The 20,099-nt window shown below is 45.7% G+C and carries 17 protein-coding genes; 3 read left to right on the top strand and 14 right to left on the bottom strand.

Features of this window, described 5'->3' with window-relative positions; translation table 11 throughout:
* Positions 1–60: 60 nt before the first annotated feature.
* The 4 genes from ACFVS2_RS00580 to ACFVS2_RS00565 form a co-directional block, all read right to left on the bottom strand.
* Positions 61–1,587 carry a solute symporter family protein gene (locus ACFVS2_RS00580; protein ID WP_390229757.1) on the bottom strand — a complete coding sequence of 509 codons (1,527 nt, stop codon included), beginning with the start codon at positions 1,585–1,587 and terminating at the stop codon, positions 61–63.
* Positions 1,587–1,934, bottom strand: a complete 348-nt coding sequence (locus ACFVS2_RS00575; protein ID WP_390229754.1) for a DUF485 domain-containing protein — start codon at positions 1,932–1,934, stop codon at positions 1,587–1,589. The genes ACFVS2_RS00580 and ACFVS2_RS00575 overlap by 1 nt, the downstream gene beginning before the upstream one ends.
* Before the next feature lie 150 nt (positions 1,935–2,084).
* Positions 2,085–2,813 (bottom strand): LytR/AlgR family response regulator transcription factor, encoded by a 729-nt coding sequence (locus tag ACFVS2_RS00570; RefSeq protein WP_390229751.1) that lies wholly within the window; start codon positions 2,811–2,813, stop codon positions 2,085–2,087.
* The gene (locus tag ACFVS2_RS00565) at positions 2,813–4,564 is read right to left on the bottom strand and encodes a LytS/YhcK type 5TM receptor domain-containing protein (RefSeq protein ID WP_390229748.1); all 1,752 of its coding nucleotides are present in this window, start codon (positions 4,562–4,564) and stop codon (positions 2,813–2,815) included. Before ACFVS2_RS00565 ends, ACFVS2_RS00570 begins: the two co-directional genes overlap by 1 nt.
* A gap of 131 nt (positions 4,565–4,695) precedes the next feature.
* On the opposite strand from ACFVS2_RS00565, the gene asnB reads away from it, so the two are divergent.
* Positions 4,696–6,543 (top strand): asparagine synthase (glutamine-hydrolyzing), encoded by a 1,848-nt coding sequence (gene asnB / locus ACFVS2_RS00560; protein WP_390229745.1) that lies wholly within the window; start codon positions 4,696–4,698, stop codon positions 6,541–6,543.
* 56 nt (positions 6,544–6,599) lie between these two features.
* On the opposite strand, the gene ACFVS2_RS00555 is transcribed toward asnB, so the two are convergent.
* Entirely contained in the window at positions 6,600–7,136 is a 537-nt protein-coding gene (locus tag ACFVS2_RS00555) for a DL-endopeptidase inhibitor IseA family protein (protein WP_173620338.1), read from the bottom strand.
* Positions 7,137–7,343: 207 nt separating this feature from the next.
* Between ACFVS2_RS00555 and ACFVS2_RS00550 the strand changes: the two genes are divergently transcribed.
* Complete coding sequence (locus ACFVS2_RS00550; RefSeq protein ID WP_390229741.1) at positions 7,344–8,525, top strand: NupC/NupG family nucleoside CNT transporter; 1,182 nt, start codon at positions 7,344–7,346, stop codon at positions 8,523–8,525.
* Between the two features lie 91 nt (positions 8,526–8,616).
* Here the strand turns inward: ACFVS2_RS00550 and ACFVS2_RS00545 are convergent, their stop codons facing one another.
* The 6 genes from ACFVS2_RS00545 to ACFVS2_RS00520 all read right to left on the bottom strand — a co-directional run bounded on the left by ACFVS2_RS00545 (position 8,617) and on the right by ACFVS2_RS00520 (position 14,531).
* Entirely contained in the window at positions 8,617–10,659 is a 2,043-nt protein-coding gene (locus tag ACFVS2_RS00545; RefSeq protein ID WP_390229738.1) for a molybdopterin-containing oxidoreductase family protein, read from the bottom strand.
* A gap of 653 nt (positions 10,660–11,312) precedes the next feature.
* A complete protein-coding gene (locus ACFVS2_RS00540) occupies positions 11,313–11,687 on the bottom strand; it encodes a hypothetical protein (protein ID WP_390229735.1) in 375 nt (124 codons plus the stop codon).
* A gap of 152 nt (positions 11,688–11,839) precedes the next feature.
* The gene (locus ACFVS2_RS00535) at positions 11,840–12,469 is read right to left on the bottom strand and encodes a hypothetical protein (RefSeq protein ID WP_390229732.1); all 630 of its coding nucleotides are present in this window, start codon (positions 12,467–12,469) and stop codon (positions 11,840–11,842) included.
* A 106-nt stretch (positions 12,470–12,575) separates the two neighbouring features.
* Positions 12,576–13,010 carry a Spo0E family sporulation regulatory protein-aspartic acid phosphatase gene (locus ACFVS2_RS00530; protein WP_390229729.1) on the bottom strand — a complete coding sequence of 145 codons (435 nt, stop codon included), beginning with the start codon at positions 13,008–13,010 and terminating at the stop codon, positions 12,576–12,578.
* Between the two features lie 7 nt (positions 13,011–13,017).
* Complete coding sequence (locus ACFVS2_RS00525; protein ID WP_158265783.1) at positions 13,018–13,167, bottom strand: hypothetical protein; 150 nt, start codon at positions 13,165–13,167, stop codon at positions 13,018–13,020.
* A gap of 2 nt (positions 13,168–13,169) precedes the next feature.
* On the bottom strand, positions 13,170–14,531 hold the full coding sequence (locus ACFVS2_RS00520; RefSeq protein WP_390229725.1) for a DNA-binding protein: 1,362 nt from the start codon (positions 14,529–14,531) through the stop codon (positions 13,170–13,172).
* Positions 14,532–14,860: 329 nt separating this feature from the next.
* Here ACFVS2_RS00520 and ACFVS2_RS00515 point away from each other — a divergent pair, with 329 nt between their 5' ends.
* Positions 14,861–15,064: a helix-turn-helix domain-containing protein gene (locus ACFVS2_RS00515; protein ID WP_142496321.1), complete on the top strand. Its 204-nt coding sequence runs from the start codon at positions 14,861–14,863 to the stop codon at positions 15,062–15,064.
* Positions 15,065–15,341: 277 nt separating this feature from the next.
* Here ACFVS2_RS00515 and ACFVS2_RS00510 read toward each other — a convergent pair whose 3' ends face one another.
* From ACFVS2_RS00510 to ACFVS2_RS00500, 3 genes are all read right to left on the bottom strand, one after another.
* Positions 15,342–15,827 (bottom strand): MarR family transcriptional regulator, encoded by a 486-nt coding sequence (locus ACFVS2_RS00510; protein ID WP_390229722.1) that lies wholly within the window; start codon positions 15,825–15,827, stop codon positions 15,342–15,344.
* 97 nt (positions 15,828–15,924) lie between these two features.
* Positions 15,925–17,436, bottom strand: coding sequence for a monooxygenase (locus ACFVS2_RS00505; protein WP_390229719.1), 1,512 nt, complete (start codon positions 17,434–17,436; stop codon positions 15,925–15,927).
* Positions 17,437–17,599: 163 nt separating this feature from the next.
* Positions 17,600–19,936 carry an S-layer homology domain-containing protein gene (locus ACFVS2_RS00500; RefSeq protein ID WP_390229716.1) on the bottom strand — a complete coding sequence of 779 codons (2,337 nt, stop codon included), beginning with the start codon at positions 19,934–19,936 and terminating at the stop codon, positions 17,600–17,602.
* Positions 19,937–20,099 lie beyond the last annotated feature (163 nt).

Genomic DNA, 20,099 nt, shown 5'->3' with positions numbered 1-20,099 from the left:
AAGACCAGGGGTTAACCCTAGCCTTCTCTTCGTGGCATGAGCTTCCTACGTTTACTGTTTCTACGCTGAATCTTTCATTCCTGTATTCGCTTTCACCAAAATTTCATCGTACTTCTTATCATCACGAGAACTAGACAACAAGGTTCCGATCCATGCTGCCAAAAACCCTAACGGGATCGAGACAATGCCCGGATTCGGCAACGGGAACAGCGCTTCGCCAACCAAAATGGCTTTTCCAGCTACAGGATTCCAAACGTTAGGACTCAACGCAACGAGAATGAGAGAGCTGAACAAACCGACGAGCATCCCGCTGATTGCTCCTGCCGTATTGAACCTTTTCCAGAAGATCGTGAACAAAATCACTGGTAGATTTGCACTCGCCGCTACTGCGAAAGCCAGCGCAACAAGGAAAGCCACGTTCAGATTTTGTGCAAACAAGGCGAGCAAGATGGAGACAATCGAGACACCGACAGACGCCCATTTGGCCATCTTCATTTGCTCCTTTTCTGTTGCTTTTCCTTGGCGTAATACGTGTCCGTAAAAGTCGTGTGCAAAGGCAGAAGCCGCAGTCAGCACCAGCCCAGCCACTACCGCGAGAATGGTAGCGAAGGCAACCGCAGATACAAAGGCGAACAAGAAATTGCCGCCAAGTGCTTGCGCAAGCAGTGGAGCTCCCATGTTACCTGCGGGGTCCATATTCCCCGCTCCTACAAAGGCTGCCGCCCCGAAGCCGAGGAAGATCGTCATGACATAGAAGGCGCCAATGATCCACGTCGCGTACACAACTGATTTGCGAGCTGTCGTGGCATCTTTTACGGTGAAGAAACGAATCAAAATATGCGGCAATCCAGCTGTTCCGAGCACCAGCGCGAGATTCAGTGAAATGGTATCGAGCCCCACTTTAAACTTGTTGCCAGGATTGAGGAATTGCTCTCCCAATGGTGTCACTGTCTTCATTTGCTCGAACATTTTCAAGAGATTAAAATCGAATTTGGCAAAAACCATCATAGAGATGATGAATGTTCCGATCATCAACAAAACCGCTTTGACAATCTGCACCCACGAGGTAGCCGTCATCCCGCCGAAGACGACGTAGATCGTCATCAATGCCCCTACGATCAATACAGATGTCGTGTAATCCAGCCCCAAGAGCAGCTTGATCAAGGCCCCTGCTCCGACCAATTGCGCGATCATATAAAAAATCGAGATCGCAATCGAATTGAGAGCGGCGACACCACGAACCTTTTTATTGTCAAAACGCGCGGCTATCATATCTGCCATCGTGTATTTTCCTAAATTACGCAAAGGCTCTGCTACCAAGTAGAGCACAACGAGATACGCGACAAGAAAACCGATACTGTAGAAGAAGCCATCAAATCCGCTCAATGCAATCATCCCGGCAATTCCCAGAAAGGAAGCAGCGGACATGTAATCTCCCGCAATCGCGAGGCCGTTTTGCCAACCCGTCAAGCCGCCTCCAGCGGTATAAAACTCACTAGTCGTGTTCGTCTTTTTCGAAGCGTAAAAGGTGATGACAAGTGTCAAAAGAACAATGCCGAGAAAGAGTAAAAATGCAGTAACGTTCATTAGCCCCGTCCACCTGCCTCTTGTTTGATTTTCTCAACAAGTTGATCAAACTGCGCTGCCCGCCTGGTGTACAGAATACAGAGGCCCCATGTCATGACGAACTGAGCAAAGGCAAATACCCACGCCCACGAAATGGCTCCAAAAGCTGGTTGGTTCAGTACGGTGAAGTAGGAGGTTAAAATTGGAAGGGTAAAGTAAAACACGAAGAAAAAAATAGAAGATGGCAAAATAAACGCTTTTTTTCTTCTTAAGAGCTCTTTGAAAGTGGCTGACTGAATTACCGCTGCATAATCAACAGCTTGCTTCTTCTGATCCTCGGCTTTTTTTGCCGAAGCGGATTTGCCCATGGGAACCTCCCCCTCATCTACAGAAATGTAAGCGCTTCCTACATTGTAGAGAATCCTTTTCTAACCGTGTATTTTTCTGCGTAAGATGTCGGGGAGAGTGTGTCAGTGGCAGATTTTTAACCACGATCTGCAAACGATGGATCACCAGGCTTACTCCTCGAGACGTTTGAGCAAATCCTTGGCGGAGGTCCGAGATACGGGAATACGCGGTCTTCCTTCTCCCTTCAAAATCAGATTGTAGGCACCGTTGAACCATGGTTCGAGCTCGCTCACGAATTGAAGATTGACCAAATAGCTTTTGTGGGTACGGAAAAAGTCGTATGCGAAAAGCTTTTCCGCCAGTTGTGTCAGGGTCATCCGCGTCGAGTACGTCGCCGTTTGGGTGACGATTTGCACATACCGCTCCTCCCGCACCGCATAGACAATCGTCGCTGGATCAATGACCACTAATCTACTATTGTCTTCTACCAACAGCTTGGTTCGTTTTGTCTGGACAGGCTCTACTTTTGGCTTGACTAGACGCTCGCGTATTCGTTGCATCGTTTCTACCAGACGCTTGGGCTCCGTAGGCTTCAACAAATAATCGACGGCGTACAACTTAAACGCATCGATGGCAAATTCCTCATATGCGGTACAAAAAACGATGAGGGGATGCTGCTTGCGTGAAGCGAGCATTCTTGCTGCCTGCGCCCCTTCCAGCTCAGGCATTTTCATGTCCAGGAAGACGACATCCGGTTCGTGCACATCGACCATTTCCAACAGCTCTCGGCCGTTAGTGGCATAGGGCAGCAATTCTACGTCTCCTTCTTGTAGCAGTAAATAGCTCAGTTCTTCGCGTGCTAGTCGCTCGTCTTCTGCAATCATGACGCGTATTGGCATCAGGCACTCACCTCTTTTGTAATCGGAATAGTAAAGATAATCGTACTACCGCCTTCTTGTTTATTGGCAAAATGAAGTTGGGCATCTTGTCCGCACAAGCTGATCAGACGTTGGTTGACATTATGGATGCCAATTCCGTTGCCCTCCTTACTCTCCATTGGCACCTTTCCCAGAACTGGCAGCAAGTTGTCGGGAAAGCCTTCGCCATTATCTTCGATTTGAAAAACAACGTGCACATCCTGCCGTCTCACATGGAGGATGATCTCACCGCCGTTCGTGATGTCGCGAACACCATGCTGAATGCAATTCTCAAATAACGGCTGCAACGTGCCAGGAGGAATAAGGGCTTCCTCTACCCCCCCATCAATGATGGTGCGAACGGCGAATTGCTCGGAAAATCTGATTTTGATAATTTCCAAATAAGCATGCAGGTGATCCAACTCCTGTCTCACGGTGACAAGCGGACTCGCTGTGAGCTTCAGGTTGAATCGCATGAACACGCCAAGCTGAATGGTCATATGCCGGGCTAGCTGCGGATCAATTCGTATCAAGGTCACAATGGAATTCAACGTGTTGAACAAAAAGTGAGGATGAATCTGTGCCTGTAGCATCCGCAACTCTGCATCCTTCATTAACCCTTTCATTTGCTCCGTGAGAGATAGGGTCAATTGATTGGAGATCAGGTTGCCAAGCCCTTTTGCTAGTGCTTCTTGAACTTTTCCTATTTGTTGCGGCCTCCGATAATAGAGTTTGATCAGTCCAACGACGCTGTCCCCCTCTTTAATCGGCACGAGAATCGCTGCATGCAGGTTACAATTTTTGCGCTTGCACCCTATGCTCTCTCTCGTCAATCCCTTGTCAATTCCACCGCTATACAGAGCCCGCTTATCGAGCTCACTATTGAGCGCTTCTCCTGGATGATGATGGTCTGCCCCCACTCCCACGTGCGCAAGGAGCCGTTCTCGATCGGTTACAGCAACGGCGGCTGCTTTCGTTTCTTTTTGTAAGACGAGGGCTGCTGACTGAGATGTCTGCGGTGTAAGCCCCCTTTTCAGGTGTGGCAAAATTCTTTCCGCTATCGTAAAGGAACGCTCCGCCTCAATGGCAGCCGAACGTTCTGCCTCTTGCAAGGCAACTCGTATCATCGTCGTAAAAATCGCAATCGAAACGCTATTCGTCAGCACCATCGGAATCCCAATCACGTTGACCATGGTTCGCGCCAATTCTGGCGGAGCTGCCATGATCAATAAAAGCGACATCTGTATAATGGGCGCGAACATACCGATGAACATAGCTTTGGACGGAGAAATAACCCGCTCCTGCGAGAAAAAACGCGCTACGTATCCTGCCAGCACCCCCGTGATCGGGATCGATAAGCCCATCGGTGCTGCGGCGAATCCTCCCAATTGGAAGACATGAAGCCCAGCAATGACACCTGCCCCCAGGCCAACGAGAGGTCCTCCTAGCAAACCTCCAATAACGACTCCTACCAAAGTAGAATTCGCGATAATTTCTTCATATGACAAGCGAAATATCCAAAATGCAGGAAGATAGCTATCCCCTTGCACGACCACTCCTGCATATGTACCCGCAATCCCAAACAACCCGAACATCACGGAAAAGGCGATTGACGTCCCTACGTGCAATTCGCGGTCTAAAAGCTGGCGAAATAATGGTGTCCTTGTCAAAATAAATGCCAGCGTCAAAAGAATGCCCATTCTTTCAATGAGCAATAACGTGAGATTGTCCACCGCAGCCTCCTTTATTTTAAATCTTCTATAAATTCCGCATATTACCCGCAATTCCCTGCTGGACAGACAACCTCGCTAGGCTGATTGCATACGCTGTGTGTGCAATGCTTCAGGAGAAGGGTGATCATGCCATGTGTGGAATTGTAGGATGGATTGATTGGGAAAAGGACTTATCTGGTGAACGTGATGTGCTGCAAAAAATGACCCAATGCCTCAAGGATCGAGGCCCTGATGCAGAAGGCTTTTGGCTGACTCCTCGCGCGGCACTCGGTCATCGCCGCCTTGTGGTCGTAGACCCTGCTGGCGGACAGCAGCCTATGTCGGCTATCAAAAACAAACATGCCTGCACCATGATTTACAATGGTGAATTGTATAATACCGAGGATTTGCGAGCAGAACTGCTTGCTTGCGGACATACCTTTCAATCTCACTCGGATACGGAGGTACTTTTGCACACGTATTTGGAGTGGGGGCCAGATTGTCTGTCAAAGCTAAACGGCATATTTGCTTTTGCGATCTGGGACGAACGCGAACAAAGATTGTTTGTCGGCCGTGACCGTATGGGGGTTAAGCCGCTGTTTTATGCGCAAAGAGGCAGTTCATTTCTACTGTCCTCCGAGCTAAAAGCCTTGCTCGCTCACCCCGAAGTCAAACCAGAGCTCTCTCGTGAAGGCTTGGCTGAGGTTTTCGGAATTAGTCCCGCTCGTACGCCTGGCCATGGTGTTTTTCATAACGTACACGAGGTTCGGCCCGGCTCCTATCTGTTGGTGACGCGTGATAGCGTCAAGCAAAAACGCTATTGGCAGCTCGAAAGCCACCCACATACAGATGACCTGGAGACAACTGCGGAACGTGTCAGGGAGTTAGTCACGGATTCGATTGAACGCCAATTGGTTGCGGATGTGCCCGTTTCGACCCTCTTGTCAGGTGGGTTAGACTCGAGCATTATCACAGCTGTTGCGGCAGATCATTTTCAAAAAACAGGCCGTGGAACCCTGCACAGCTACTCCATCGATTACGTAGACAACCGAAAACATTTCAAGGCAAGTACTTTTCAACCGAATGAGGATGAACCTTATGTGCAGCTCGTTACAAAGTTTCTCGGAACCCAGCACCACACCATTGAGTTTGACACAGACGATTTGATTGATTCCCTGAAAACAGCGACACTCGCCCGCGACTTGCCGGGGATGGCTGATGTGGATGCGTCCCTTTACCTGTTTTGCCGCGAAATAAAAAAAGAGACGACCGTCGTCCTCTCTGGAGAATGCGCAGATGAAGTATTTGGCGGGTATCCGTGGTTTCATCGCGAGGAACTGCTGAATGCCGGAACGTTTCCATGGTCGAGAGCGACGAAAGAACGTGCCTCCTGGCTATCCCCTGATCTTCGTGATTGGGTCAAACCCGAGGAATACGTTGCCATGCGGTATGAGGAATCTCTCGATGAAGTCCCACATCTTCCAGGCGAAGATCCCATTGAAGCTCGCCGACGGGAAATGTTTTATTTGAATATAACGTGGTTCATGAACACGCTGTTGGATCGCAAAGACCGAATGAGTATGGCGGCCAGTCTGGAAGCGCGCGTCCCGTTCTGTGACCATCGCATCGTGGAATACGTCTGGAACATCCCATGGGATATGAAGACGCACGGGAATCGGGAAAAAGGAATTTTGCGAAAAGCCATGGAAGGAATCTTGCCGGACGAAGTGCTGTATCGCAAGAAAAGCCCGTACCCGAAAACACACAATCCCGCTTATACGGAAGCCGTTCGCTCTTGGCTGCTCGATATAGTAAACGACTCTTCCTCTCCACTGCTTCAACTGGTAGATGTTCCAACGATTCGAAAAATTGCCGAGTCAGATGCACAGGCTTCGAGCATTCCGTTTTTCGGTCAGCTCATGAGTACACCCCAGTTGTTCGCCTATCTCGGCCAGCTGGATTATTGGCTGCGGGAATACCGTGTTTCCATTCGTGCCTAACGATATTACAAAAGCTCCTCGTCCCTTATGATTCGGGGGAATTGAGGAGCTTTTCGTTACTTTTTGGTTCTTCCCCGTTGCTTGGTTCTACGTACGGGTTGTGCCTTCGGGTTGAGGGGTATGGTAGCAAGAGATTGATATCTCAGATCAAACTGCTCGCCTGAGCGTTTCATGATCGTGAACGTTTTGGTTGCGCCGACTCGGATCAAACGGTAGTCCACTCTTGTTCTTTTCCCGCCCCCGCTCAGTATCGCAGCCACGGTCCGATGATCCGGCAGATTCACTTTTATCTGCAACGACAACACGGTTGCAGGAAAAGGTGGGATGTCACGATAAGGAACACAGAGCTTACCTTTTAGCATCCGCAAATGGAGATTCCGAATCATCACTTCCGTCAATTGCTTCCCCCAATACCGGCGGAAAATACGGGAGATTTTTCGTTTGGTGTTGTATTTTTCGGGCAATGGCGTGTAATCCACACCGTTTACGGTATATACAGGCTTTCCTCTCGGCGAATTCGCGATCTGAGTCCAGACATGCTCTGCTGAAGTGATAAACTGCTTGAGCCTCTGCAACTCATCCAAGGATTTCACCTCCTCCATAAACCGTATGGTGGTGGGCTTATGCTAGTACGCCCGATTTCAGCGTTCCAAACGCTATGGACAATAATTCTGAACATACATATAAATTGCAATCATATTATCGAGGTGATAGAATATAAACCGCTTTCACTTCTCTTGTCGGGAAGTGCGTTTTTTTGCCTTTTAAGTTTAGCACTATTTAATTTCTTGGAGGTTGTAATGAATTTCATCATTCCCATCGCTGGCTTACTCATCGTGATCGGGTTAGCATTGTTAGGGAGCAATGGACGTAAACAGGTCAAATACAAACCGATCATCGTCATGATTGCTCTGCAATTTTTGCTTGCCTTTCTTCTTCTGCATACCAAGTTTGGGTTTATTTTCGTTTCAGCCATTTCCAAATCGTTTGAAAAGCTTCTTGCTTTTGCAGCGGAAGGGATCAATTTCGTATTTGGCAATCTGGTAAACGACGGACAAATGTCCTTTTTCCTTGGTGTATTGCTCCCAATCGTCTTCATTTCCGTCCTCATCGGTATTTTGCGGCACTTCAAGATTTTGCCGATTATCATGAAGGCAATTGGCTTTGTTCTGAGCAAAATTAACGGCATGGGTAAGCTGGAGTCATATAACGCTGTTGCTTCCGCTATTGTCGGCCAAAATGAAGTATTCATCGCTGTTAAAAAACAGCTCGGCTCCTTGCCGGAACACCGTCTGTATACGCTGTGCGCGTCAGCCATGTCCACTGTTTCGATGTCGATTGTCGGTGCGTATATGACGATGATTGAGCCGAAATACGTTGTCACAGCCCTGTTCTTGAATCTGTTTGGCGGCTTTATTATCGCTTCGATCATCAACCCTTATACAGTGAACGAAGAAGAAGATTTACTGGAGATTCAAAGCAATGAAAAGCAGTCCTTTTTTGAAATGCTCGTTGAGTACATCATGGACGGCTTCAAGGTAGCAGTAGTCGTTGGCGCTATGCTACTCGGATTTGTTGCCTTGATCGCGGCTGTGAATAGCTTGTTCGGCATGATTTTCGGTTGGACGTTCCAAGAAATGCTCGGCTTCGTCTTCGCTCCTTTTGCCATCCTGATGGGCATTCCTTTTGCGGAAGCGATGACGGCTGGTAGTATCATGGCGACAAAGCTCGTAACGAATGAGTTTGTGGCGATGATCGAGCTGGGCAAAGTCGTATCTGAACTGAGCCCACGTACAGTAGGAATTCTCTCTGTCTTCCTCGTTTCGTTCGCGAACTTCTCCTCCATCGGCATTATCGCTGGTGCGGTGAAAGGACTGAATGAGAAACAATCCAATGTGGTTGCTCGCTTTGGGTTAAAACTGTTATTCGGTGCCACGCTAGTTAGTCTTTTGTCTGGTGTCGTCGTCAGCTTCGTCCTGTAAGTAACATGAGAAAGTGTCCCTCTGCCATGTGCAGTAGGGACACTTTTTCATGAACAACGAGTGCCCTGCTACAATAGGGCACTCGCTGCTTTTATCGAATGATCTTTTCCACATCAACACGTCCAGAGAAAAACGTCGCTCCTCCACCCATATCCGCGATTCGGTCTGGTGTGAGGGCATTTACATAATGCTTCGGCCCTTCGTTGTCTGCCCATAAGCCTTGGCTCACGACGACACCCGTGAGAACATTTTCGCCGACAGCTGCCACGAGTTCACACTCTCCCCGCTCATTCCATATGCGGACCGTATCTCCATCACTAATATCTAGAGTACTAGCATCCACCACATTCATGTGTAAACGAGGTATTTTTTCCATCTTCTTATGTTTTTCATTATTCGAGAACGTGGAGTTCAAATAATTGTGATTGGGTCCCGGGACAAATAAATACGGGAAATCCCCATCATTCACTAATGGCGTGTACGTCGGTAATGGAGGCAGCCCTCGTATTGCCATTGCTTGCGAGTAAAGCTCAATTTTGCCACTTGGGGTGGGGAGATGTTCCAAAAAGAAAGGTTCCAGATTGGCTTTGGCATATTGTTTTTCGACCAAAGTTTCATACGTGATTCCTTCTAGATGAGGATTATCGTGCCCCTCCAACGCCTGTCTGACCATCTCTGCATCGCTGTCTTGAAAAGCAGGTTCGTCATATCCCATGGCAGCAGCCAGCAAGCGGAAAACATCCGTGTTGGACTTGCTCTCTCCAAATGGGGCGATCACTGGTTGCTGAAGTTGAATGTAATGATGCCAATACGACGTGTAAAAATCAGTATTTTCATAAGAAGACGTCGCTGGCAAAACGATATCGGCATAAAGAGCCGTCTCCGTCAAAAATAAGTCGTGTACGACCGTGAACAAGTCCTCTCTCGCCAAGCCTTCCCGAACTTTGTTTCCTTCCGGTGCGACAATGGCTGGATTGCTCGTATAGACGAAGAGTGATTTCACCGGTGGATCTGTATCGAGCAGCGCTTTCCCAAGTTCATTCATGTTGATGACTCTCGTCTGTTTATTGGCCAGCAAATCTGGTCGCTGCACGGCAAGCTTGTTGTGCTCCAGGAAACCTTTATTCCCTTTATTGGCCCCACCGCCTTTGACAAGCCACTGCCCTGTCAGGGCCGGAAGACAAGCAATCGTCCTTACACACATTCCACCATTGTCGTGATGCTGAATGCCATTTCCAATGCGAATAAAGGACGGGGATGTGGTTCCATACATTCTCGCCAATTTGTAAATATCGTCGACAGGGACACCCGTAATGGCTGATACGGTAATAGGGTCGTAGGTACGTACATGCTCCCTGAGCTCTTCATGTCCTACCGTATACTTCTCCATAAAGGCTAAATCTACCAAGTTTTCTGCAAAAAGCACATGCATGATGCCCAAAGCCAAAACCGTGTCTGTTCCGGGTAAAATCGGGATAAACCAATCAGCCCATCGACCCGTCTGATTTTTATGGACATCAATCACGACGATCTTCGCCCCATTTTTTCGAGCCTGTTCCGCAAACACCACTTGATGCATGTTGGTGCTAACCGTATTGATCCCCCACATGATGAATAGCTTGGAATGAACGGTGTCTTCCGGATCTGTTCCAAAGGCTCCGCCCATCGTGTAGCTGTACCCTACAGCCCCTGCACTGTTGCATATCGTACGGTCAAGTTGACTGGCCCCCATACGATGGAAAAAACGGCGGTCCATACCTTCAACACTAATCCGCCCCATGTTTCCGTAAAAGCTGTAAGGCAAAATGCTCTCAGGACCGTCTGAGTCGATCAAGGCACGCCAGCGTTCGGTTATGGTAGTGATGGCTTCCTCCCAACTGATTTGAACAAACTCCCCGCTCCCTTTTTTGCCAATACGCTTCAACGGATGCGTGAGTCGCTTGGGATCGTAAATGCGCTCTGTCATGTTGCGGACTTTGTTGCAAATATTCCCCTTCGTCACCGGATGGTTCGGGTCCCCTTCAATTTTGACGATTTTCCCCTCTTTTTTATGAAGGAGTAATCCACATTGGTCCGGGCAATCAAGTGAACAGACTGCTGGAAAAATACCGCTTTCCTGGGTCGTATAAGCCATGGAGGTTCCCTCTTTCTCCTAACAGGTAACTAGCTTTTATACGTTATTATAATCGATTGAAAAAAGAAGGCACTACCCCTGTGCGAATGAGAAGTTACTGATTTTCACGATTCCCCAACATTCTTGCTTCTGCGATCGGACTAGATAACTTGAATGGGTGTTCTGGGGCATACTGTGTAGCAAGAAGTGGATCAGCTCCGTATTCCAATAAGGGGTACCGCCAACAATATGCGGATTTTGTACGCTAAGCCCTGGATGACAGAAAAAACGCTGGTATCCTGTACGTTAAGATAAAGAATCGTTCACGCTGTAAATACATGCTGATGCTTTCAAGCGACAAGAATGGATTGATTCGGACAATAGGGGGCACCTCACGAAACGGAAATAATCGTACGATTGTAATAGATTGTCATCGATCAATTCTCCTCGTTCTGTCAACGCCTGTATCGCTCACTCCAAGCACTGTATTCCAGGGAACAATGGATGCTACTCCCATGGGTACCGGCAATATGAAAAAACTCGAGTTCCTTAGCGTACAGGAAAACGAGTTTTTTATTACATCCATGTCACATTTGGTTGGCGGTACCCCCAAAATACCATGTAGGGTGTGGCCACGTTTGCCACAAGATGTACAATTCGTAACAAGCGATTTGCTACTTCTGATTATCTTCAGGAAGTAGCGAATATTCTAAACCCATAAAACTAGCTACGGAGAGCTTTTCTTCGTTTATAACCTGAAGTCGATAATTAGCAGGAGACAATAGCGCCTGGTTATCAGCTTCTGACAAATTTTCTTTTAGCTTTAGCTGTTGCGTAATCGTATACCGACTCTCATTACTGTTTAAATCAATTTGAACGAGTGAAGGAGTCTCTGCAAGCAAATTTTTAATGGTCTCGTTACCCGGCATATCTGCAAACGAAAAGTAAATGGGTTTTTCCGTATGCATCATTTTTTCTCTCAAATCGTCCGAAATTAAGATTCGTAACGTGAGTTCTGCCGAATTACTATTTTTTGTTATCTGTAGCACGGATGTTTTTAAATTCTCCCCTGTAATTTGTTCAAAATAATCGTAGACGCTTGCATATGACTTATCTGTAGGGACTGTTCCTGATGAACTACCCTCGCTACAACCACTAAGAAGAACTATGAACAGAAGGAGAAGCATATGGAGAGGTCGGATCATAGATCTATTGATTTTTTACTATAATACTCTTTGTACGAATATTTGACGTTAACGTAGTTAGAATCTACTACTCTGCCTTGAAAATATTCGACTAAGCTTCCAGTGGTTTTTACTGCTTTTGATCCGTATTCAACGGTTGTCATCGTACGCTTTGGTATGACCCAAGTTTGGGTTGTTTCTATAATGTCTTCTTTTCCAAATGAAACTTCTGCATTAATCCCCACTTTCCCCTCTATTATCCTCCAGTTGACTTTCGTCTCAGCTGACGCACCTATTTTACCGGTCAGAAAGGTTTTTCTTGTAACCTTTCTTGAAATGGAATCGTTTTCGTTACTATCATTCTCAATATCAGCTTCATAAGATTTTGATTTGTATAGGTCCTTCTTAGACATTTCATACACTTTGCCAGTCATATCATTGCCTAAGGGACCAATCTTAGATGAATCACTCTTCGTAAGGGCATCTGTAAAATCATACTCTTCTGGGTTCTCATATACACGTTCAACGATTTTTAGGTTACCTATTTTAATAATCTCACCTTGAGATGCTGCGAAGGCGGAACCAGCTCCAGATACAACTAAACTGCTAAGTAAGAGAGTTGCGAAAGAAAGTTTCTTAATATTCATTTTTTACCCTCCTGTATAGTATTGGAAATTTTAAATAGAAAACAACCATAACATATATTCCTAAAAAAGGTTCTAAATACCCAAACCCAAATAAAACCTTATTTTCTTATTTTTGAATCATTCTTGATTGAATTACCAGGATGTACTGATCCAATTGCTGACTTAATTCCACGACTTCATCATCCAACAAATCATTCTTCTCCAAAAACAATTGCACCAGTTGTTCACGTAATTGTTCCACAATGTTTTTCAAATGATCTACATCGTGATAAGTTCCTCCTTCCCGATCTAACGGTAGCGTGGTACATTTACTTATAGGAGCTGTATCTGCTCCTCCTGCGGGCGTTCCATTAACCTGACGAATGGGTGGAACGCCCTTTCTATATGCAAATGCTCCTATACTTATCACCTCCCTTTTTTTTACAATGGATACATTTATAACTATACTGCAATTTCCCAAATTCACTGTTCTTAGAAAAATGGGAAAATAAAAAAAGCATCCCTTTTTTTGTTGGGGATGCTTTTTCGAACCCTTTATCAAACTCTATTTAGCCTCCTACGCCGTGATGATATTGCATAACTGGAGGAGGAGAAACAGCAGAAATAGATGGCGTTTCGCTGGCTATAGAAGCCTGGCCAACACTGGAAAACAGCCCAAAACTCAAAGCCATGGATAACAAAACAAAAAATCTCTTCATATTCACACTCTCCCTTCTAAAATGGCTTCATAGCGATCTTTTTGCTCATTTGTTGCATGTGGCAAGTGTTTCCAAAACTTTGTGACACAACGTTTAAATCCTTGGTGATAGGTCATTTTGTCAGATAAATCCAGGCACAGCAGTAACTGATCTATCGCTTGTGACGTGTTTCCTTTTCTAAATTCATATTCAGTCTTTTGATCCCAAAAGTGAAAATTCTGACTCAAATTAATAGGGTTCTGATGGTCATGAAAGCTGGATAGATTAGCAGAATAACGATGTAGTAGCTCATCTATACAAAAATTATGTTTATTGGCTGCTTCGATGATGGTCAACATCCCAGGGAGAATTTCATTTGGATGTTCCTGTAAGAAAGCAACATACTCTGATAGGATACTCACGTTTCCCTTCTTCAAGTTAAGCCCATATAAGTTAGCCCTGCCCCATATATTGAATTTCTTTACTTCTTTATGCCCTATCTCATCTAACAGTTCAAACCAAGTAAGATCAGTATATTCGATCACGTGTTTTTCCGCTTCTACATACTGTTCTTGCATAGTGAGAGCAACTCCTTTTAACAAGGAGCCTTGGCCATAGTACACAACTAGATGACGTTCCGTGTGTAACATTTCAACCGTTTTACCGCTCTCTTTCTTGCGTAGTTGATCCTGATAGACTGCAATAGCTAGGGTCCGTAATTCGTCAGCATATTTTTCTACATCTTTCCACTTCTGCAACATGTAGCACGCATTCGCTAAATGTAGCAACGCGTCCAATTGGTGATTTTCGGACAATCTGTTCCGATAGGGTTCAAACCTTATGATCGCTTTCCAGTTGTCTTCTGGACTTGTACCTTGTAACGCACGAAATAACCGATATTGACTTATCAGAAAGTGATCCGAATGACTATCTTTTTCAGCTTCAATCACTAGCTGATAAAAAGGGACTGACATAGCCTTTCCATCAGTTTGAAATAATTGCTCTGCAACAGTGAAGAGAATGGAAACGTTTTTAGGGTTCTCTAGCAATCTTGAGACAACCACATCAATACAATCCTGACGCCCGATCTCGGCACATCGAACCAAGTAAGGGATCAAATGTGGACGCGAAATTTTTTCCTCAGCTATGCACTCTTCCGGGTATAACTCGTACAACCAACCAGGAGCCTTTTTAAAGACCTTAGCCAACGTGTCAAGCTGACCAATTGTAATGGCACGTGGTGGATTGCTATTTAGGATCTCACTCAAATGTCCAGGATTCACACCACTTAACTCGCCGAGTTTACTAAGTGTATATCCGTTCTCTTTTATATTTGTATCTATTTCAGAGCGTATCGATTTTTGTGTTGTTTTTCTTGTTTCCATACTAAAAGAAATCCCCCTTAGCCATGTACATAAGAAACACTTAACTTCCCACATTTTATAATCGTTACAAGTATTTGTAAATATTTACCATCAAATCTCCTTGAACTTACTTATGATCCGTCAATTATATTACTCATGCATGGAGTTCACATCCTTCTATGAATTTTCATTCCACTTTCATCTTAGTTTTTAGAGGTTATCAAAATGCAAATGCCTAGCAATAATAGTAAGTATAATACGTGTATTTTATTTAGCCAAGTATCATGGGTCATCAAAAATTCGCTAACAGGTTAACATATGAGTAAAAATTCAAGGAGAGCTTCCAAGAATTGAAACTAAAAGATGCCCGAATAGAAAAGAAATTATCCCAGGAAAAAGTAAGCAGGATCATAAACGTATCCTTGAAACATTATCAGAACATAGAATACGGGATTACCAATCCCACTGTTACGATTGCGCTACATATTTGCGAAGTTCTCGACATCGATCCAAGAGAAGTTGACGAGTGGAAAGACAGACGTATACCTAACTAAGAGCGGTTTCCTATGAGAAATGCAAAATTCAACCTAAGATTTAAATAAGCAAAAAAGCCGGATTACCGTGGGGTAATTCGGCTTTTTACTTAGCGAGAGTTCTGTTCACAGACATATTTTTCACACAAAGTCGACTGATATAATTATTCTTAGTCATAATTATGTTTCTTGAACCTATGTTACTAGATCAACGAGACAAACCGTTTCAGTTGTCAAGAGGACCCCGAGTCAATGAAAAGGACACCATCTGTGTGATGGCGCCCCTTTGTCTACGATTTTAGAAATCCCAATCCAGCAAGTCCTCCAGCAGTTCGCGGGAAAATGCTAATTGCTCCGGTGTGTATTTATCTAGAAAGCTCATAAATCGCTGTTCAATATCCTGATGCATCCGGTTATGAATCTTATACAGCTTTTGTCCCTTTGCCGTTAGCCGATAGTATACTTCTTTCTTATTATCAACCAGCTGTTGCCTTTTAATTAAATCAAGCTTCCATAACTTTTTGCTGATCCGCGTTATGGACCCTTTCGTTAAGTTGACTTTCTCCGAAATCGTGGTGACATTGATGGGACCATGATCGCCGATACAGGCAATGAAATGAATTTCGGATAGGGTAAGGTTTAGCTTCACCCCCATTTCGGATTCCAGCTTCTGCATCTCTTCTGCCATTCGCGCAGTCAATTTGCTTTCACGCAGCTCTTGCTGCGTGACTAGCTGAATGTAAAGCTGTATGATCCTCTGCTTGGAAAGTTCTGTACTTTGCATATCATGTCTCCTAGATTACCATCTCCTCTCCATTATATACGGATTGTTTCGAGAAAAACAATTTCATTTTGTTTTGCACGAAACAATCTTGTTTCAATCAATCATGTCCGCACCAGTGGATGATTCCTTTTCGAATAGCTTCCATCGGATTAGACTCCTCTTGGGAAACCGCCCATGCGACATATCCATCCGGTCGAATCAACGCAGTATGTACGTCATGCCATTCAGCAGCTCCCTTAGCAAGCGAAGCGCGAGCTACATGGACATGCTTGTATTTCGACCAATCGAAAGCATCGTCCAATCGATCATCCGAGCCGAAATGTAGCAAGAGGAATGAACCAGAATGAAAAAGCTCGTATGTATTCTGGCACTCACCGTTCTCCAGGCGCAGATTCAACTCTGTAAAACGTCGACCATTCAATACATGCGGTTGCGTCTCCCTATCCGGTTCATACTGGACATTGAACGCAGAGATTTGGGTAGCCAGCCGATAATTTGCCTCGGGTATTTGCAGCAGGTTGGACAGCATATTCCTCAAAGCTATGACGGATGGAGAGAATTCCGAACTACCGAAAAGCACCGATTGCACCTGTGTATTCGTTAGCAATGCGGTATTGATGGGGAAACGCTCTGTATGATAGCTATCCAACAGCCAATCCGGTGCCCAGCCTTTTAAATGGGCCGCCAGCTTCCACCCCAGGTTGATTGCCTCTTGCAAGCCAACGTTCATCCCCTGTCCTCCAGCTGGAAAATGAATATGCGCTGCATCTCCGACCAGGAAAATCCGTCCTTCTCGATAACGCTGAGCTTGCAAGGCCGCATTGCCAAAACGAGTCATCCAAAACGGATCGGAAATTCCTAAATCGTCTCCAAGAATACGCAGCAAACTAGCACGCAGTTCCTCCAATGTAACTGGTTCTTCCTTTGGCACTGCCATTCGCTCCGGATCGATCAGCACCACCCGATGCATTCCTGCTGGCAAGGGTACAATCATGACCAAACCTTGCTCATTAAAGTAGGAAGGAATTCCTGATTCCAGCGGATTTTTCAAAACGACATCCCCTTGCATAGCCGTAAAAGTCGCATTCTTACCGATAAACGGAATGCCTGCCTGCTTGCGGACAATGCTGGCAGCGCCGTCTGCACCGACCACATAGAGTGCCGTCAGCACAACCTTTCCATTCGGCCCGACAGCCTCTACCTCAACCCCGTGCTGATCTTGGTTGACTGCCACTACCTCCTCTTCCCTGCGTATTTCCACCCCTAGATTTTTTGCCCACTCCTCTAGTACCTTCTCCGTATCATGTTGGGGAATAATCAGTGTGTAGTTGGAGGAAGAGTCTAAGACAGAAAAATCCAAGCGTGTATCAAGCGCAGCAAAATGCGCCGTAGAAATCGGCTTTCCTCTATCAAGTAATTTCGCTTTCAACCCGCGCATATCCAGGATTTCCAGTGTGCGCGGATGTACAGTGAGCGCCCGTGAATACGGGGTCGTTTCCTTTAAGCGCTCAAGTACGCACACCTTCACTTTAGCCAACGCCAGCTCTGCAGCTACCATCATTCCAACTGGTCCACCACCAACAATAATCACTTCATAATCGACCTGCATTGAAACCACTCCTCTTTTTTGTTTTGCGCGAAACAATATGAATATATCACATCTTCTTTTAATTGAAAACGATTTTCAATTAAATACTTTTTAAAGACTATGCCAACAAACAAAAAGGCGACCCCCTTCTCGAATCGAGCAAGAGATCGCCTTTTTCTATTTCTTATCGTTTGGCTACAACGATAACATAAACATGACCTTGATTATTTGTCCACAAATCCACTTTGTCCTTGGAGGAAAGATCGCTTTCTTTCAAGTCATTACCGTTGTAGTATTTGATCTTCGCGTCTTCTGTCATCTTCAAGCTCGTCGATTCATCATTGAAGAATACGTATTTGTCTTTGTTCACACGGGATTCAATTCCAACGAAGCTCACGTTTTCCTTCGCCAGCTTTCCACTGACGGAAGCAGCAATGACATCACCGTCCCGATCAAGGGTCAATGTCACGTATTCAAATTGATCGACATCTTCAATCGCATCTTCATCCGTTACATCGTACGTCTTGCCGTTAATCTCTACTTTCGCGGAAGTCACCTTGCCGTCATCGTTACGAACCTCAACAGAATCAACCACGCCGCTTACTTTCCTAGGCGCACCTGTAATTGCCTTTACTTTGCCAGCGTTGTTGAGTGTCAGTGTGTACTCGTTGTCGTTGGATGCTGCATCGCTGTCAATAGTAACCCCGGACAAGAGCTCATACACCTTCCCGTTCACGGTAATTTTGGAACCGGATTTTTTCGTCACGTATCCTTTTACGGTTTGCTTTTCCAAAGTCAGCTCTACAATGTCATTCGTGCCGACGTTGTATTTCCACGTAAGGATACGGTGGTCATTAAACTGATCTGTTTTAATCGTCGTTGGTGATACGGAGTCGCCATCGACCTTCAGCTTCGCGTTGGTCAAGATGTCGTAGGTTTTCCCGTCGATTTTCACAGTTGCCAGCTTACCTGCTTGATACGCTGTTGTGTCAGAGATCAGCTTGTTCGTAGCTGCACCTACACCCTGCTCCACTTTCACCAGATTTCCATTCTTGTCAAACGTAAGAACTGCAATTTGGCCGCTCGCCAACTCATCCAGTTCATCTACTTCGTCCTCGTCAACAAACAACTCGGTATCTTCATGCACCTCGTAATTAACGCTGCCAACGCGAATCCGGTTTTTGTCTGTATCAACGGTAATCGTATCCGTGTAGCTCAGCTTCGTGTAAAGAAGCTCGGATACTTCGCCGTCCACATTAAGTGTCAGCTCGACTAAGTCATCTTTTTCGATGTCAGAGAACGAAGCACTTGTTGCTTTCGCCTCTGGATGCTCCTTGCCTTTGATCGTTGCTTTGGAGTCCAGAACATAAGTTGTGCCGTCTACTCTCAGCTCTTTCTTCGAGTTGGAACCACTCACGGAAGATACTTTTTCCACAATTCCTTTTGTCGTGTTGTCGCTGATCGTAATGGACTTGATCTTGCCATTGTCGCCAACGACTGCCACAAACTTTTGGCCGATGTGAGAACGGCTAACATTTACGCCATCTTCTACTTCCAAAACGACTTCTCTTCCATTGACGATTGCCTTGAATTTCTTCTCATCGCCTACAGCTGTTGTAAAATTAAGGCCAGTCTTCACGATTCCTTCGACGATTTCGGAATCAGAAGTAACAACGGTGAGGAAAGCCACTCGGCCGTTTTTCGTGATGTATTCTACTTGCGCGCCTACGACCAGATTGCCGTATACTTGCGCGGAATCAGCAATTTCGATTTCTTTGTTTTGTCCGACTAGTTTCAGCTTTTTGCCAGACTTGTCATACGAAGCAACTGCGCCCTTTACTACTGGCAGCTTCTGATCGGTTCCTTTTGCATTGCCATCTTTGTCGTAGTATGCGCCGTTTGCGTATACAGGTGTTTCCATAAAGCGATCAGTATACTTCGCGACGGTATCACGCGGGGCTGCTGCTGTCGGTGTTTCTTTTGCATCGTAGATACCTGCTCTGTCCGCTTCCAGCAAGTACGGGATGTACCATTCGCTTGATGCTGATGGACGAACGTCGATCTTCAAGCCCTGAACGTAGACAGTCAACGCTTCCGCAATTTTTACGTTGTGATTCGGTTTGAAGGTACCATCCGGATAGCCCTTGATAATGCCTTGCGATACAGCGAGATTGATATAGCCTGTCGCCCAGTGATCTGCAGGCAGGTCTTTAAAAACGGTCTTTCCTTGCAAGAGCTTTGCTTGGGCATCTGTGTACCCGAGTGCCAGCACCGCAACTTTGGCGAACTCTGCTCTTGTCACTTCTTTATTCGGCTTGAACGTGCCATCGGTATATCCTTTTAAAACACCGGCATAATTCAATTTCAGAATCGCGTCTTTGTTTACGTTTCCTCCGATATCGGAGAATGGCAGTGCCGTAGCAGCCAATCCGGTACCCGGTAACGCAAGCGAACCTGCCAGAACCGCAGTTGCTAATAATTTTTTAAAATCCTTGCTTGCTCTATTCTTTGCTTTTTGCAAAATAAACCCCTCCATCAATGTAACAGTTTTATCAGTTCATTCTCTCCAGCAAACACTCCCATTTGAAGAAATGATGGAATTGTCCGCAGTAGAACTGTTTTCTTCGGCCGATTGCTCTTTTTAGACGACAAGACTTCCGAAAAGGTTTCATAGCTTGTTCACG

Source organism: Brevibacillus sp. NPDC058079 (assembly GCF_042885155.1).
Lineage (GTDB): Bacteria > Bacillota > Bacilli > Brevibacillales > Brevibacillaceae > Brevibacillus.
This window is presented reverse-complemented; position numbering and strand designations above follow the sequence as displayed.